Source organism: Nocardia pseudobrasiliensis NBRC 108224 (assembly GCF_001613105.1).
GTDB lineage: Bacteria > Actinomycetota > Actinomycetes > Mycobacteriales > Mycobacteriaceae > Nocardia > Nocardia pseudobrasiliensis.
This window is the reverse complement of record NZ_BDBS01000016.1, coordinates 39,937-55,161: the sequence shown is the minus strand read 5'-3', so window position 1 is coordinate 55,161 and position 15,225 is coordinate 39,937. Positions and strand designations below refer to the sequence as shown.

The 15,225-nt window shown below is 68.1% G+C and carries 14 protein-coding genes; 10 read left to right on the top strand and 4 right to left on the bottom strand.

Features of this window, described 5'->3' with window-relative positions:
• Nucleotides 1-94: 94 nt before the first annotated feature.
• Nucleotides 95-895: a hypothetical protein gene (locus NP4_RS15110; protein ID WP_062512072.1), complete on the top strand. Its 801-nt coding sequence runs from the start codon at nt 95-97 to the stop codon at nt 893-895.
• On the opposite strand, the gene NP4_RS15105 is transcribed toward NP4_RS15110, so the two are convergent.
• A complete protein-coding gene (locus NP4_RS15105; protein ID WP_067998127.1) occupies nt 892-1,317 on the bottom strand; it encodes a hypothetical protein in 426 nt (141 codons plus the stop codon). The two genes, NP4_RS15110 and NP4_RS15105, sit on opposite strands and share 4 nt — an antisense overlap.
• Before the next feature lie 120 nt (nt 1,318-1,437).
• Between NP4_RS15105 and NP4_RS15100 the strand changes: the two genes are divergently transcribed.
• The gene (locus NP4_RS15100; RefSeq protein WP_067998125.1) at nt 1,438-2,061 is read left to right on the top strand and encodes a TetR/AcrR family transcriptional regulator; all 624 of its coding nucleotides are present in this window, start codon (nt 1,438-1,440) and stop codon (nt 2,059-2,061) included.
• On the opposite strand, the gene NP4_RS15095 is transcribed toward NP4_RS15100, so the two are convergent.
• On the bottom strand, nt 2,058-2,456 hold the full coding sequence (locus NP4_RS15095) for a winged helix-turn-helix transcriptional regulator (protein WP_067998123.1): 399 nt from the start codon (nt 2,454-2,456) through the stop codon (nt 2,058-2,060). The genes NP4_RS15100 and NP4_RS15095 overlap by 4 nt on opposite strands.
• A 90-nt stretch (nt 2,457-2,546) precedes the next feature.
• On the opposite strand from NP4_RS15095, the gene NP4_RS15090 reads away from it, so the two are divergent.
• The 3 genes from NP4_RS15090 to NP4_RS15080 all read left to right on the top strand — a co-directional run bounded on the left by NP4_RS15090 (nt 2,547) and on the right by NP4_RS15080 (nt 5,215).
• Nucleotides 2,547-3,374, top strand: a complete 828-nt coding sequence (locus NP4_RS15090) for an NAD(P)H-binding protein (protein WP_067998121.1) — start codon at nt 2,547-2,549, stop codon at nt 3,372-3,374.
• Between the two features lie 75 nt (nt 3,375-3,449).
• Nucleotides 3,450-4,103 (top strand): helix-turn-helix transcriptional regulator, encoded by a 654-nt coding sequence (locus tag NP4_RS15085; protein WP_067998119.1) that lies wholly within the window; start codon nt 3,450-3,452, stop codon nt 4,101-4,103.
• The gene (locus NP4_RS15080) at nt 4,100-5,215 is read left to right on the top strand and encodes a PLP-dependent cysteine synthase family protein (protein WP_067998117.1); all 1,116 of its coding nucleotides are present in this window, start codon (nt 4,100-4,102) and stop codon (nt 5,213-5,215) included. Before NP4_RS15085 ends, NP4_RS15080 begins: the two co-directional genes overlap by 4 nt.
• Here NP4_RS15080 and NP4_RS15075 read toward each other — a convergent pair.
• Nucleotides 5,208-5,975, bottom strand: a complete 768-nt coding sequence (locus tag NP4_RS15075) for a sulfite exporter TauE/SafE family protein (RefSeq protein ID WP_067998116.1) — start codon at nt 5,973-5,975, stop codon at nt 5,208-5,210. The two genes, NP4_RS15080 and NP4_RS15075, sit on opposite strands and share 8 nt — an antisense overlap.
• A gap of 216 nt (nt 5,976-6,191) precedes the next feature.
• Here NP4_RS15075 and leuA point away from each other — a divergent pair, with 216 nt between their 5' ends.
• Together leuA and NP4_RS15065 are read left to right on the top strand one after the other, a co-directional pair.
• Nucleotides 6,192-7,994 carry a 2-isopropylmalate synthase gene (gene leuA, locus NP4_RS15070; protein ID WP_067998108.1) on the top strand — a complete coding sequence of 601 codons (1,803 nt, stop codon included), beginning with the start codon at nt 6,192-6,194 and terminating at the stop codon, nt 7,992-7,994.
• A 910-nt stretch (nt 7,995-8,904) separates the two neighbouring features.
• Nucleotides 8,905-10,488 carry a MinD/ParA family ATP-binding protein gene (locus tag NP4_RS15065; RefSeq protein ID WP_082875886.1) on the top strand — a complete coding sequence of 528 codons (1,584 nt, stop codon included), beginning with the start codon at nt 8,905-8,907 and terminating at the stop codon, nt 10,486-10,488.
• A gap of 159 nt (nt 10,489-10,647) precedes the next feature.
• On the opposite strand, the gene NP4_RS15060 is transcribed toward NP4_RS15065, so the two are convergent.
• Complete coding sequence (locus NP4_RS15060) at nt 10,648-11,556, bottom strand: LysR family transcriptional regulator (protein WP_067998187.1); 909 nt, start codon at nt 11,554-11,556, stop codon at nt 10,648-10,650.
• Nucleotides 11,557-11,744: 188 nt separating this feature from the next.
• Between NP4_RS15060 and NP4_RS15055 the strand changes: the two genes are divergently transcribed.
• The 3 genes from NP4_RS15055 to NP4_RS15045 all read left to right on the top strand — a co-directional run bounded on the left by NP4_RS15055 (nt 11,745) and on the right by NP4_RS15045 (nt 15,210).
• Complete coding sequence (locus NP4_RS15055; protein WP_067998107.1) at nt 11,745-12,692, top strand: EamA family transporter; 948 nt, start codon at nt 11,745-11,747, stop codon at nt 12,690-12,692.
• A gap of 163 nt (nt 12,693-12,855) precedes the next feature.
• The gene (locus NP4_RS15050; RefSeq protein WP_245997875.1) at nt 12,856-14,550 is read left to right on the top strand and encodes a hydroxysqualene dehydroxylase; all 1,695 of its coding nucleotides are present in this window, start codon (nt 12,856-12,858) and stop codon (nt 14,548-14,550) included.
• 42 nt (nt 14,551-14,592) lie between these two features.
• Complete coding sequence (locus NP4_RS15045) at nt 14,593-15,210, top strand: pyridoxamine 5'-phosphate oxidase family protein (protein ID WP_067998103.1); 618 nt, start codon at nt 14,593-14,595, stop codon at nt 15,208-15,210.
• The last annotated feature ends 15 nt before the right edge of the window (nt 15,211-15,225 follow it).

Below are 15,225 nucleotides of genomic sequence, written 5' to 3'. Positions count from 1 at the left end.
TGGAGCCGTTGTCCGCTGTCCGGCCGCGATCGTAAGGTCGGGCCGAGGGGTGATCGCGTTGTCCCGTCGGGGCCGAACAGCTTTGGAGGACAGGATGACTGGCGAGTTCTACAGCTGGATTGTCATGCGGACCGACCCGGCCGGATCGGAACGCGTTCTGGAGACGGGCGAGGGGCGATTCGATACCCCCGAACCCCTCACCGGGCGCGTCTGCCAGGACTTCATCCAGGTGGGCACGGCCGTCTTCGACCGGGTGTGCGGGGAGCTGGTCGAGGAACAGCACGCGGCGGTACTGGATGCGCGGATCGAGGGAACCGCGGATCCGGAACCCGAGGCGCTGCGGGCCACGATCGTGGTGCGCGACGAGGCGGGCGTCGAGCGGATGAGTTCGGCGGCCGAACTGCGCTATCGCGAGATCGACCACAAGGAGGTCGAGGAGTATCGAAAAGAGCTGGCGCTCTGGGAGAAACGCGAGAAACAGCGGCGCGAACGCTGTCTGCGCGCCATCGCCGCCGCCGGCCGGGCGATGCCGAAGGAGGGTGAGGAACCGCGACTCGAGGTGGCCGATCCCCGATTGCGCGGGCTGGTGCTCAATCTGCGGGTCGAGGCCGATACCGTCCGCGAGGAGGTCCCCGATCTCGACCACTGCCGCGAACAGCTGATGGTCGCCGAGAACACCGTGGCCGCAGCGCTTTCCGCGGAACGGTCGGCGCGGGCGAAGGGCGACCTGGCCGAGGCCGTACACGCCCGCGCCTACGTCGAACGCTGGACCCCGCGAATCGCCCGCTGGGCCAGCTACATCGAGTTGACCACCGAGGCCTACGCCGATGCCGCCTCGGTCGACGCCCTCGCCGACCGGCTCAGCCTCGTACATCTGTCGGCGGGGGAGAACTAATCGGCCAACTCCACGGCCAGCCGCTCCTTGACGATCGTGAGCACGCGGGCGGCCACCGCGCGGTCCTCGGCGGAGACGGCCTCGTAGGCGCGGGTGACGATTGCCCCGGTTTCGGTGCGGATCCGGCCGACCAGCGTCGCACCCGCCTCGGTGGCCTCGAGACGATCGCCGGGCAGTTCGCGCAGCAGTCCGGCGGTGAGCAGGGCTGTCACGGCGGCGGCGACCGCGGTGGGATCCCACTGCGTCATGGTCGCGACGCGGGCGATGTGGGCCGAGCGTTCGATGGGTCCGGTCAGGGCTTGGTTGAGGGTGATCCACTGCTTCTCGTCGAGTGTGGTGCCGGACAAAGCCCTGGCCAGGACCGCGGTGTGATGCTTTTCGACCTGGCCGATGATCGCGGGGTTGAGGGTGGGGGTGGACATCTGCCGACTCCTTCTGGGTGCGTGGCTTGCCGTTGAATTCTGACACTGAGTTCCATTTGTGCGCAAGTGTCAATTGAGTCTGAGTGTGGATAGGTATCGAGGATCGGATACGATGTCGGTATGCCGATGGATGAGCGCGCGCTGCCCCTGCGAGAGCGCAAGCGGCTGCGCACCCGCCGCGCCCTAGCCGACGCGGCGCTGCGGCTGTTCTCGGAGAAGGGTTACGACGCAACGACATTGGACGAACTGGTGGATGAGGCTGAGGTCTCGCGCAGTACGTTCTTCCGCGCCTTCGCCACCAAGGAGGCCGTGGCGATCGAGGCCGAGACCGAGCTGTGGTCGAAATACCTTGTGGCACTGGGAGATCGGCAGCTGTCCGGATCGGTGCTCGGCGAACTGCGCGATGCCCTCGCCGAAACCGTCGCCGCCTTGGACGCCGACTGGGACCGGCGCTATCTCGCCACTCGGCGGTTGGTGCTGACCGCCCCCGCCCTGCTGGCCCAGGTGGAGTACCACCGCTCCGGCGTTCAGAAGGACATTGTCGCGGCGCTCTCGGACAAGCTCGCACTCGAGGCCGATGATCTGCGGCTGCACATCCTCGCCGAATTGGCGATCACCGCATGGAGTGTCGCGGGTCGCGCGTGGGTGCACGCCGACGGGAAGGGCGGGCGCAAAAATCTGACCACCCGGTTGCGCGCCGCCTTCGCCGCGATCGAACCGAGTCTGTCCCTCGCGGCGGGCTAGGGCTCGGAACGCTTACGGGCGTCATAGGTTTCGCGAGCCGCGGCCACCTCGGTCAGATGCGGGGACCAATCGGCCAGCGCGGCGAACAGCGGTGCGAGACTGCGGCCCAGTTCGCTGATCTCGTAGACGACCCGCGGCGGCACCTCGGCGTAATAGGTGCGGGTGAGCAGGCCGTCACGTTCGAGCTGGCGCAGTCGCTCGGTGAGGACCTTCGGGGTGATCGTCGCGATCCGGCGCTGCAACTCGACGAAGCGCTGCGGGCCGTATTCGTGCAGGGACCACATGATCGGCGTGGTCCAGCGACTGAACACCACATCGACCACGGGCGCGATCGGGCAGGCGGTTTCGGGAGTGGCGTCGGCGGCCGCCCGCCAGTTCGATGTGTCGCTCCTCACAATCCCGATACTTTCCTGTAGGTACCTACTATCTCACCGATAGTAGCGTCTTCCTCATTCGAAATGTCAACTCGGAGAAGGAGAACGACCATGATTGTGGTGACCGGAGCGACGGGCAACGTCGGGCGGGCGCTGGTGCGGGAGCTGGTCGACGCGGGGGAACGGGTGACGGCCGTATCCCGCTCGCTGGGCGCGGGTGATGTTCCGGACGGGGTGACGCGTCACCGAGCCGATCTCGCCCGTCCGGCCGAACTCGCCGCCGCGCTGACGGGGGCGACGGCGCTGTTCCTGCTGACCTCGGGTGAATATCTCGGTGCGGGTGGCGATCTCGCCAAGGTGCTGAAAATGGCTCGGGACAAGGGGATTCGTCGCGTCGTTCTGCTGTCCTCGCAGGGTGTCGGCACGGGGCGGCACCCCGCGGATCTGGAGGAGGCCGTCGCGGCTTCGGGACTGCCCTGGACGCTGTTGCGCCCGGCCGGATTCGCCTCGAACGCACTGCAGTGGGCCGAATCCGTTCGCGCGCAACGATTCATCGCCGCGCCGTTCGCGGATGTCGCGCTGCCCGTTGTCGACCCGGCCGATATCGCCGCCGTCGCGGCGAGGGTGCTGCGCGAGGCGGGACACGCGGGCCGCACCTATGTGCTGACCGGCCCCGAACCGATCTCGCCGCGCGCACAGGCCGAGGCCATCGGGGCCGCGATCGGTGAGCCGGTGCGTTTCGCCGAACTGTCCCGTGCCGAGGCCCGGGCGGCCATGGTTCGCTTCATGCCCGCGCCCGTCGTCGAGCACACCCTCGGCATCCTCGGTGAACCCACGCCCGCCGAACTGCGGGTCGAGCCCGCGGTGGCCGAGGTGCTCGGTCGTCCCGCGCGGAGTTTCGCGGAATGGGCCGAGCGCAATGCGGCGGCGTTCAAGTAACCACCCGGTCGCGGGTGGTATCAACTGGTTGTGTAATCTCTCAAACGTCAGTTGAAATCAGTCGTGAAAGGCGTCATGACCGGGCAGATCGGCGAGACCGACCCGCGAATAACCCTCGGGGTGCTCGCGCAGCTGGTCGAACCGCTCGCGCGGGCCCTGCGCGCCGAGGTCGTGGTCCACGATCTGACGCATCTGCCGGATTCGGTGTATGCCATCGCGGGCGGGCTGACCGGGCGCGGTGTGGGCGCACCCGCGACCGATCTGCTGCTGCGCCATATGAGCGAGGGAGCGAGCGGGAATCTGCTCGACTATCCGACCGAACTGCCGCACAACCGCCGCGGCCGATCCAGCACCATCATCGTCCGATCACCGGACGGGACGCCGGTGGCCGCCCTGTGCCTGAATATCGATGTCACCGATCTCGTCGAGGCGCATCGACTGCTCGGCACGCTGCTGGGCGGCGCGGAGCCGATCGCGAGCCCGCGCGAGACGTTCCCGCGCAGCGTGGGCGAGCTGACCGAACGCATGATCGCCGAGGCCGTCGCCGATACCGGGGTGCCGGTGGATCTGATGAAGAAACAGCACAAGATCCAGGTCGTGGCGCGGCTGCGCGAGCAGGGCGTCTTCGCGGTCAAGGACGCGATCGAGACCGTGGCCGAGGCGATCGGCGTCACCCGATTCACCATCTACAACTACCTCAACGAGCTCGAGGGCGAGGAGAGCGCATGACCGCCGCCGACGCGATCGACACCATGGTCGACATCAATCGGTACGACCCGGACTATCGGCAGTGGCTGGCCCAGGCCATCGCCAAGGTGCGCGCCGACGCGCGGCGCTCCTCGGATACCCATCTGCTGCGCGTGCCGGTGCCGTCGGTCGCGGGGGTGGATCTGTATCTGAAGGACGAATCCACCCATCCCACCGGCTCGTTGAAGCATCGGCTGGCCCGCTCGCTGTTCCTGCACGCGCTGTGCAGCGGCTGGATACGGCCCGATCGCCCGGTGATCGAGGCGTCCAGCGGTTCGACCGCGGTGTCGGAGGCGTACTTCGCGCGGCTGATCGGGGTGCCGTTCATCGCGGTGATGGCCCGCAGCACCAGCCGGGAGAAGGTGCGCCTGATCGAATTCCAGGGCGGCCGATGTCATTTCGTCGACAACGCCATCGAGGTGTACGACGTGGCCGCCCATCTGGCGCGCGAGACCGGCGGGCACTACATGGACCAGTTCACCTTCGCCGAGCGCGCGACGGACTGGCGCGGCAACAACAATATCGCCGAGTCGATCTTCGACCAGCTCGCCGAGGAACCGCATCCGGATCCGGCGTGGATCGTGGCGACCGCGGGCACCGGCGGCACCTCGGCGACCATCGCGCGCTATATCCGCTACACCGGCCGCGCGACCGGCATCTGCGTTGCAGACCCGGACAATTCGGCGTTCTTCCCGAGCTGGCGCGACGGCGATGCCGAGGTCACCACCGAAATCTGTTCGCGTATCGAGGGAATCGGCCGCCAGCGCGTCGAGCCGAGCTTCGTATCCTCGGCCATCGACCGGATGATCCACGTTCCCGACGCGGCGGCCATCGCGGCGGTCCATGTCCTCGAGCGGCTGATCGGCCGAAAAGCGGGCGCCTCCACCGGAACCGGGCTGTGGGCGGCCTTCCACATCATGTCCGAAATGGCGGCCGCGGGCCGCGACGGCAGCGTGGTCGGACTGCTGTGCGATCCGGGTGATCGCTATACCGACAAATACTACTCGGCGGAATGGCTCGCGGCACAGCGCATCGATATCGAGCCCTATGCCGCGCGCCTGCGTGGATTCCTCGAATCGGGGCGGCTCAGCTAGTCAGCAGTCGCACCACCGCGATCGTGCCGACGATCACGATGACGCCGCGTAATGCGTTGGGAGGCAGGCGTCGTCCCACGGTCGCGCCGAGCTGGCCGCCGATGATCGAGCCGACCGCGATCAGTCCGGCCGCCTGCCACGACACATGGGCGACGCAGATGAAGATCGCCGCCGAGACCGTATTGGCCAGCAGCGCAAGGTAATTCTTCACGCCGTTGAGCCGCTGCAGATCCTCGTGCACGAACACCCCGAGCAGGCCCATCAGCAGAACGCCCTGCGCCGCACCGAAATACCCGCCGTAGACGCCGGTGCCGAGGACGGCCAGCCACAGCAGCAGACCGCCGTGTGCGGGTGCGTCGCCGCCGTTCTGTTCGCGCCGCTGCCTGACCCAGCGCGACAACCGCGGCTGTACGACCACGAGTACCAGCGCCGCGATGATCAGCACCGGCACGATCGCCTTGAACGCACCGGGCGGCAGCGTCAGCAGCAGGATCGCGCCCGTGACGGCGCCGATGAGGGTGGCACTGCCCAGTCGCAGCAGTCGGGCCCGCTGGCCCGCGAGTTCGCGCCGATATCCCCACACGCCGCTCACACCGCCGGGTACCAATCCGATCGTGTTCGAGACATTGGCGGTCACGGGCGGATAACCGAGTGCCAGTAGTACCGGGAAGGTGATCAGCGTTCCCGAGCCGACGATCGTGTTGATGGCGCCGGCGGCAATGCCCGCACCGAAGACCGCCAGCTGTTCTATCCAGGTCACGACCAGACCGTATAGGTGGGACGAATGGGTGTCGTGTCCACCTGTCTTTCCAGGCTCGGTCTCGGGGCTGTAAACTCTGATCATCATGCAGCGGGCACTCCTCCTCGGCCGCCGCGACGGGGTCTGATACGGACCGGCTCCCGTCGCGGGGTTCAGCTGTGCCGGTCGATCCACCTTCGGGAAATCCACCCCAGCCCACATCACGGAGAACATCGCATGTCACCCGCTGACGCCTTCGTATCCGCCGCGCGCACGATCACCGCGCCCTCCAAGCCGGCGCCCGCCGACCAGCCCGCGTGGAACCAGCAGAAGAACTCGTCGATGCCGACCTTCCGGTACCGGCCGTTCGCGGAAGAGGTCGAGCCGATCGACCTGCCCGACCGCACCTGGCCGAACAAGGTCATCGACCGGGCCCCGGCGTGGTGCGCGGTCGACCTGCGCGACGGCAATCAGGCCCTGATCGATCCGATGAGCCCCGCCCGCAAGCGCCGCATGTTCGATCTGCTGGTGCGGATGGGCTACAAGGAGATCGAGGTCGGCTTCCCCTCGGCCAGCCAGACCGATTTCGACTTCGTCCGCGAGATCATCGAGGACGGCGCGATTCCGGACGATGTCACCATCCAGGTGCTGACCCAGTGCCGTCCCGAGCTGATCGAGCGCACCTTCCTGGCCTGTCAGGGCGCGCCGAATGTGATCGTCCACTTCTACAATTCGACCTCGATCCTGCAGCGGCGCGTGGTCTTCCGCGCCGACCGCGACGCGGTGAAGAAGATCGCCACCGATGCCGCGCGGCTGTGCCTGGAGGTCGAGCAGCGCTATCCCGACACCCACTGGCGCTACGAGTACAGCCCGGAGTCCTATACCGGCACCGAGCTGGACTACGCCCGTGAGGTGTGCGACGCGGTCAGCGAGATCATCGCGCCGACCCCGGACCGGCCGCTGATCATCAATCTGCCCGCCACGGTCGAGATGGCCACGCCCAATGTCTACGCCGATTCGATCGAATGGATGAGTCGCAATCTGGCGCGGCGCGATTCGATCGTGCTGTCGCTGCATCCGCACAACGACCGCGGCACCGCGGTGGCCGCCGCGGAGCTGGGCTATCAGGCCGGGGCCGATCGCATCGAGGGCTGCCTGTTCGGCAACGGCGAGCGCACCGGCAATGTCTGCCTGGTGACGCTGGGGATGAATCTGTTCTCCCGCGGCGTCGATCCGCAGATCGACTTCTCCGATATCGACGAGATCCGCCGGACCGTGGAGTACTGCAACCAGCTGCCGGTGCACGAGCGGCATCCCTACGGCGGCGATCTGGTCTACACCGCGTTCTCGGGCAGCCATCAGGACGCCATCAACAAGGGTCTGGACGCGATGAAAGCCGCTGCGGACGCCACGGATTCGGATGTCGACGACATCACCTGGGAGGTGCCGTACCTGCCGATCGATCCGAAGGATGTGGGCCGCACCTACGAGGCGGTCATCCGGGTGAATTCGCAGTCGGGCAAGGGCGGCGTCGCCTACATCATGAAGACCGATCACGGGCTGGCGCTGCCGCGGCGGCTGCAGATCGAGTTCTCCCAGGCGGTGCAGCGCATCACCGACGGCGAGGGCGGCGAGGTCACGCCGAAGGCGATGTGGGACGTATTCGCCGAGGAGTACCTGAATCCGATCGACCCGCTGGAGCGCATTCGCCAGAAGGTCACCGCGGCCGAAACCGACGGCGGCACCGACCATATCGACGTGGTGGTGAAAGTCGACGGAATCGAGCAGGAGATCTCCGGCGAGGGCAACGGCCCGCTCGCGGCCTTCGTGGACGCGCTGTCGACCATCGGCACCGACGTCCGCGTCCTGGACTACTCCGAGCACGCCATGTCCTCCGGCGACGACGCCCAGGCCGCGGCCTACGTCGAATGCGCCATCGGCGACAAGGTGACCTGGGGCGTCGGCATAGCGACCTCCATCACCACCGCTTCTCTGCGCGCGGTCGTCTCGGCGGTGAACCGAGCCCACCGCGCCCGCTGACCGCCCAGCCGGGCTCCCGGCCCCCGCTGTCGAGCCCGGCCCACGCCCAACCCTCGAGCCGGGCTCCGTATCTCTGCTGCGGAGCCCGTTTCTCCCCTCGGCAGTGGAGCCCAGCTCCTCGGTCTTTGCTGTCGGGCGCAGCTCCTCGGTCGCCGTTGGCGGGTCGGGCTTCTCGGTCCCCTGCTGTCGGGTCGGGCTTCTCGGTTCCTGCTGTCGGGTCGGGCTTCTCGGTTCCTGCTGTCGAGTCGGGCCCTCGGTCCCCGCTTCCGAGCGCTGTTCCTCGTATGTCCTCGCCGTCGAGCGCGGCTGCTCATATTTCCCTGTCGTCGGCCGCCGGGCCGGCGGCAGGGCACGGGGAGATCACTTGTGGATCACATGTGGATAAGTGTGTGGTGCAAGGGGGATGGACCTCGTCGGCGAGGACACGGGTAATCGGACAGCGTGCTAGCTTGGAGCTGCATTAGCGCCGAGCTCTCTGCTCGAACCTCGAGCAGATGGGGGAAACGTGACGACTGACGACAACTCGACCCAACCACCCTGGTTGCAGAACAACCACGGGGTGGACGTGGCCGCCGAGAAGGACGACTCGACCTCGAAGCCGGCGCATGACGATTCGGCCGACGACGCCGCGGCGAAGGCCGCCGACGACGCCGCCGATCGGGAGGCTCCCGAGGAGGGTGAACCGGCCGCGTCCGGAATCTTCCCGCCCGTGCCGGATTCCTTCGAGCAGACGAACTTCCAGCCGGGGCCGCAGTTCGGGCAGGAACAGTTCGACCCGTTCGCGCCGCCGCAGCCAGGCTTCGCGCCCGGTCCGTTCGCCGGACCCGGGGGCCCGAATCCGGGCTTCCCGCCGACCGGCAACTTCCCGACTCCGGACCAGCCGGGACCGTACGGTCCGCCCGGCGGCCCGATGGGTTTCGCCGGTCCCGGCGACCCGAACGGTTTCGCGCCCGGGCCGGGTGACCCCAACGCCTACGCGCCCGGTGGTCCGGGCGATCCGCGCGGTTACGGCCAGGGTGACCCCGGCTTCGCGCCCGGTGGCCCGGGTGACCCGAACGGTTTCGCGCCCGGTGGCCCCGGTGACCCGAACGCGTTCCCCGGTGATCCCAACGGTTTCGCGCCCGGCCCAGGCGATCCCAATGCCTTCCCCCCGCCGGGCTACGGCGAGATGCGGCAGGAGACGCCCTACGGCGAGATCCGGCAGGAGATCGGTCCGGACGGCATGGTCCGCAGGGTCTTTCCCGAGGACGGTGGCCAGCCCGCGCCGCCGCCCGGTCCGGAGCAGCAGTCCGGCGGCGAGCAGTACAGCTGGGCCCCGCCGCCGCTGCCGCCCACGCCGCAGCCGCAGCAGATGTACTCCCAGCCCCCGCTGCCGCCGGGCCCGAACGGTCCGACCGGCCCGAGCTGGCATCAGCCCGGACCGCAGGGCGCGCCGAATCAGCCTCCGCCGCCGCAGTATTCGGGCTTCCAGCCGCAGCATGTCGCACAGCCGGGCCAGCCCGCGCATTCGGTCAACGATCTGAACCTGCTCAAGCGGGCCCGCAAGGCGCCGCGCAGCGGATGGCGTCGGGCCGTGCACAAGGTGACCGGCGGTGCGATCAATCCCGGCGAATCGTCCGCGGATGTCGTCCACCGCGAACTGGTCGAGCGGGTGAATCAGCCCGTGCGCGGCGACTACCGGATCGCGATCCTGTCGCTCAAGGGCGGCGTCGGAAAGACCACGACCACAGTCGGTCTGGGCTCGACGTTCGCCTCGCTGCGCGGCGACCGCGTGATCGCCATCGACGCCAACCCCGACCTCGGGACGCTGGCGCACCGGGTGCCGCGCCAGACCCGATCGACGGTGCGAAATCTGCTGGAGGATCAGCACATCAGCCGCTACTCGGACGTGCGGGCGCATACCTCGCAGTCGCCGAGCCGACTGGAAGTGCTTGCCAGCGAACAGGATCCGGCCGTATCGGAGGCGTTCAGCGAGGAGGACTACCGCCGCGCGATCGCCATCCTGCAGCAGTTCTACAACATCATCCTGACCGACTGCGGTACCGGACTGATGCATTCGGCCATGAAGGGCGTGCTGGATATGGCCAGCTCGCTCATCCTGGTGACCTCACCGGCCATCGATGGCGCGCGCAGCGCCTCGGCCACGCTGGACTGGCTCGAGCATCACAACTACAGCAAGCTCGTCGAGCGAACCGTGGTGGTGGTCAACGCCTCTCGGCGCGGCGCGTCCACGGTCGACCTGGATCAGCTGCGCAAGCTGTTCCTCGACCGCACCCGCGCCGTCCAGGTCGTCCCCTTCGACGACCACCTCGCCGAGGGCGCGGAGATCGATCTGGACCTGGTGGGCAAGCCCACCCGCAACGCCCTGTTGGAACTGGCCGCGATGGTCGCCGACGATTTCGGCTACCACGTCCCGCAGCCCCCGTTCCCCAGCCCGCAGAACCGTTATCCGGGCGGCCATCAAGGTGGCCAGTACCCGGGTAATCCGTACTGAGGTCCGGCGAAAAGCACGCCGGGACAACGCAGAACGAGCATGTGACGTTCTTCTGGTCCCGGCGTGCCATGTCCCTTTCCCTGCACGCCCCTTGTCCCGGCACGGCTTTCTTCCTTGTCCGGGCATGCTTTCGCCCTCGGTCCGGTATGGCTTTCCTCCTTATCCCGGCATGCTTTTTGCCGGGACCTTCCCGGCCGCCGACTCGAACGCGCGTAGTACCGCCGAGATGGCCGGGCGGGTCGCTGCGTGGGGGCGGGAGGCCAGTTCGTAGAGGCGGGCCGCGCGCACGCCCGCCAGGCGCAGGACGACCAGGTCGGGGTGGCGGACCGAGTAGCGGGGCATGAGGGCCACGCCGTAGCCCGAGGCGACCAGCTCCTCGATGACATTGAAATCGTTGAGGCGCTGGGCTATTCGGGGCTGGACCCCGGTGACCGTGGCGATCGAGCGCAGCACGTCGTCGACGGGGAAGCCGCCGCGGACGCTGAGCCAGGTCTCGTCGGCGAGTTCGCCGGGGACGACCGCGCCCTGGCGGGCCAGCCGGTGGTCGGGGGAGACCACGACGTCGATCGGTTCGCGCATGAGGATGCGCGAGGTCACCCGCGGGCCGGTCAGCGCGGGCGCCCGCTCGTCGCGATGGGTCAGTACGACGTCGTAGTCGGCGAGCAGCCGCGGCACCTCGGTCGGTGGCACATCCTCGTCGCGGGCCACCATCTCCACACCGCTGCCCGCCAATTCGGCCAGTACGTGCGCCAGCAGCAGCGCGGCCCCGGACGGGAACAGCGCCACCCGCACCTGCCCGCGCGGCGAACCGCGATACAGCGCCATCTCCCCGACCGCCCGATCCATCGCGGCCAGCACCTCGTCGGCCCGCACCACCAGCGCGCGCCCGGCATCGGTGAGCCGCACCCGCCGCCCGTCGGGTTCGAGCAGCGCCACCCCGGCCTCGCGGGCCAGCACCTTGAGTTGCTGGGAAACCGCCGAGGGGGTCATCGACAGCGCCTCGGCCACCGCCGCGACGGTCTTGCGATCGGCCAGTTCGCGCAGCACCCGCAGACGTTCCACGGCCATGAACCCGCCACCGCCGCTTTGCGTTTCGTGCCCGTCCTCGCGCATGCTCGTATCGACTCCCCTGCTCCGCTGTCCGTCCGGTCCGATGATTCGCGGCGTCGTTGCAGCAGATCTCTTCAGTTCTACTACATTATTGATCCATATTTATTCAATAGTGCTAATTAGTTGCGGACATCATCATTGGTCTCGTGAGTTACCGTGATCGTCTGCTCGGACTGGCCGTCGTCGTGCTGTGGGGACTGAACTTCCTCGCGCTGCACGTGGGCTTGGAGCACTTCCCGCCCTTCTTCTTCGCGGGGCTGCGGTTCGCGGTGCTCGCGATTCCGGTGGTCCTGCTGGTGCCGCGGCCGCAGGTGCCGCTGCGCTGGCTGCTGCTGTACGGCGCGGGCTTCGGGATCGCGCAGTTCGCCTTCCTGTTCACCGCCATGCGGGCGGGTATGCCGACCGGGCTGGCCTCGCTGGTGCTGCAGAGTTCGGCGCCGTTCACGGTGGTCCTGGGTGCGGTGCTGCTGCGCGAAAGGTTGCGTCCGACACAGTTTCTGGGGCTGGGCGTCGCGGTGCTCGGCATGGTGGTGATCGGCTGGGATCGGGCCCAGCACGCCACCGTGGTGCCGGTGCTGCTGACGCTGGCGGCCGGATTCGGCTGGGCCTTCGGCAATATCGGCTCGCGGCTGGCCGCGGCGGGCACTGCCGGACAGCGGGTGGATCCGCTGCATTTGACGCTGTGGATGGCCGTGGTGCCGCCGGTACCGATGTTCGCGCTGTCGGCGCTCGTGGAGGGGCCGGACACCGGCTGGCGCGCGTTGATCGAGTCGTTCACGCCCGGTGGCTGGCCCGCCCTGGCCGCCCTCGGCTACACCGCGGTGCTGGCCACGCTGGTGGGCTCGGGTTTGTGGACCTATCTGATGAGCCGCTATCCGGCCGGTGCGGTCGCGCCGCTGTCGCTGCTGGTTCCGATCGTGGGCATCGGCGCGGCCTGGGCCTTCCTGCACGAGCGGCCGACCCCGCTGTCGCTGGTGGGCGCGGCCGTCGTAATCGCCGGTGCGTTCGCGGCGACCTCCGCGCGGCGACCGAGTCCGGTGGTCGACGCGAATGCTGTCGTGGTGAGCGCGGCGGAGCCTGCACTCAGCAAATAGCCGCGACAACGAGCGCGCGGGCCGGATTTTCACACCCGACCCGCGCGCGTCCGGGATTCACCGCCTACAGTTAGCCGCGGCGTGGAGGTCCCGAAAGATGGCAGATCAGCAATCGGTCGTTTCGCGGAGAACGGTACTTCGCGGAGCGGTGGCGGCAGGCGTGATGACCGCGGGTGCGTGGACGCTGCGCCCGGTGCGCGCGGCGGCCGATCCGCCTCGGCGCGTGGCGATCTTCGGCGGCGGGGTGGCGGGCCTCACAGCCGCCCATGAGCTGGCCGAACGCGGTTTCGACATCACCGTCTACGAGCGGCGCGCGCTCGGCGGCAAGGCCCGCAGCATTCCGGTCCCGGGATCGGGTCGCGACGGGCGCCCGGACCTACCGGGTGAGCACGGTTTCCGCTTCTTTCCGGGTTTCTACAAACACCTCCCGGATACCATGCGGCGAATTCCCTTCCAGGGCAATGCGAACGGCGTCTGGGACAATCTCGTACCGGCGGTTGAGGCGCGTTTCTCACGGGCCGGAAACGACGACATTCTGTTGCCCATGGGCCGCGCGGGCAAGCAGTGGTCGAATCCGGACGATTTCCGCCAGACCGTGGGTTCGGTGATCGCCACCTCGGCCAAGATGCCGATGAACGAGGCCCTGTACTTCGCCAATCGACTGCTGGTGTTCAACACCAGTTGTGACGCACGGCGTTTCGGCGAATGGGAGAATCTGGCCTGGCGCGATTTCGTCGGGGCCCGGGGCCGGTCGGGGGAGTTCCGGATCCTGATGTCGCGCACGCTGACCACATTGCTGGTCGCGGCCAAGGACGATCACGCCAGCACCCGCACCATCGGCAATATGGGCGAGCAGTTCCTCGGCAATCCACTGGAGATCGATAACGACGGCCCGCTGGACCGGCTGCTGAACGGGCCGACCACCGAGGCGTGGCTGGATCCGTGGGTGAATCGGTTGCGGCAGTTGGGCGTTCGTTTCGAGAACGCCGAATTGCAGGGACTGGATGTGAGCGGGCGTCGGATCTCCGGCGCGCGGATCTCGGGCGGTGACGGCGGCGCCCGAGCGGTGGACGCGGACTACTTCCTGCTGGCCGTGCCGATGGAGGTCGCGCGCGGCCTGTGGACGCCGGAAATCCTCGACGCGCGGCCGGAACTGGCGGCAATGGATCGGCTGGTGACCAACTGGATGACCGGAATCCAGTTCTACCTGCGCAGACCGAGCGCCATCGCGCGCGGCCACACCGCCTACGTCGATGCGCCGTGGTCGCTGACCTCCATCGCGCAGAACCAGTTCTGGTCGCGCACAAAGCTTTCCGGCTTCGGCGACGGTTCGGTGCAGGACTGCCTGTCGGTGGACGTCTCGGATTGGAACACCCCGGGCATCCTGTACGGCAAACCCGCCAAGGAGTGCACCCACGACGAGATCGCGCGGGAGGTGTGGGCGCAGCTGCAGGCCCATCTCGACGGTCCGGCCGCGCTGCACGACGAGGATCTGCACTCCTGGTTCCTGGATTCGGGCATCGGCTGGGACGCGGCGGGGCGGCGCAATACCAATGCCGATCCGCTGCTGATCAATACCGCCGGATCCTGGGCGGCCCGGCCCAAGGCGCACGGCGCGCTCGAAAACATGTTCCTCGCGGGCGATTACGTGCAGACGAATGTGGACCTGGCCACCATGGAGGGCGCCTGCGAATCCGCGCGCACAGCGGTCAACGCGCTGCTGGACGTGGCGGGATCGAATGCCGAACGCTGCCGCCTGTTCTCCCTGTACCGCGCGCCCCAGCTGGAGCCGATGCGGCAGCTGGACGCGAACCGGTTCGCGGCCGGACAGCCGAACATGTTCGACGGTCCGGTCTAGAAATACCTGGCCGGACGGGACAGTTCGCGGTTCGATCGAGGTATGAACGAGATCACCACCGCGGCTCAATTGCGCGAACTGCTCGGCGAAGTCGGCGAGCGGGCCGCCAACAAGGAACGCGTCGTGCTGCACCCGCGCGACCGCGAATGGATCGCGACCTCACCGTTCGTGGTGCTGGCCACCAGCGATGCCGAGGGCAATTGCGATGCCTCGCCCAAGGGCGATCCGGCGGGCTTCGTGCGGGTGCTCGACGATCGGACCATCGCCATCCCGGAGCGTCCGGGTAACCGCCGCGCCGACGGCTATCTCAACATCCTGTCCAATCCCCATGTCGGCGTGATCTTCCTCATTCCGGGGCGCAACGAGACCCTGCGGGTCAACGGCCGGGCCCGCCTGGTTCGGGACGCGCCGTATTTCGACGACATGATCGTCAAGGGCCACCGGCCGATTCTGGCCGTCGAGGTGGCTGTCGAGCAGATCTTCTTCCACTGCGCCAAGGCTTTTCTGCGCAGCAGCCTGTGGCGGCCCGAGGGCTGGCCGCAGGACGATCTGCCGCCGGTGGCGCAGTTGACCAAGGAGGTGCACGCGAATATCACCGAGACGGTGGAACAGCTCGAGGCGCACTACGCGCCGGAGAACTACGTCAAATCCCTCTATTGAACCGCAGCACATAAA

Coding starts and splice junctions, on each gene's coding strand:
- NP4_RS15085 (WP_067998119.1), top strand. CDS start 3,450: ATGACCGGGCAGATCGGCGAGACCGACCCGCGAATAACCCTCGGGGTG.
- leuA (WP_067998108.1), top strand. CDS start 6,192: ATGTCACCCGCTGACGCCTTCGTATCCGCCGCGCGCACGATCACCGCG.
- NP4_RS15045 (WP_067998103.1), top strand. CDS start 14,593: ATGAACGAGATCACCACCGCGGCTCAATTGCGCGAACTGCTCGGCGAA.
- NP4_RS15080 (WP_067998117.1), top strand. CDS start 4,100: ATGACCGCCGCCGACGCGATCGACACCATGGTCGACATCAATCGGTAC.
- NP4_RS15060 (WP_067998187.1), bottom strand. CDS start 11,556: ATGGCCGTGGAACGTCTGCGGGTGCTGCGCGAACTGGCCGATCGCAAG.
- NP4_RS15105 (WP_067998127.1), bottom strand. CDS start 1,317: ATGTCCACCCCCACCCTCAACCCCGCGATCATCGGCCAGGTCGAAAAG.
- NP4_RS15065 (WP_082875886.1), top strand. CDS start 8,905: ATGGGTTTCGCCGGTCCCGGCGACCCGAACGGTTTCGCGCCCGGGCCG.
- NP4_RS15050 (WP_245997875.1), top strand. CDS start 12,856: ATGACCGCGGGTGCGTGGACGCTGCGCCCGGTGCGCGCGGCGGCCGAT.
- NP4_RS15090 (WP_067998121.1), top strand. CDS start 2,547: ATGATTGTGGTGACCGGAGCGACGGGCAACGTCGGGCGGGCGCTGGTG.
- NP4_RS15100 (WP_067998125.1), top strand. CDS start 1,438: ATGCCGATGGATGAGCGCGCGCTGCCCCTGCGAGAGCGCAAGCGGCTG.
- NP4_RS15110 (WP_062512072.1), top strand. CDS start 95: ATGACTGGCGAGTTCTACAGCTGGATTGTCATGCGGACCGACCCGGCC.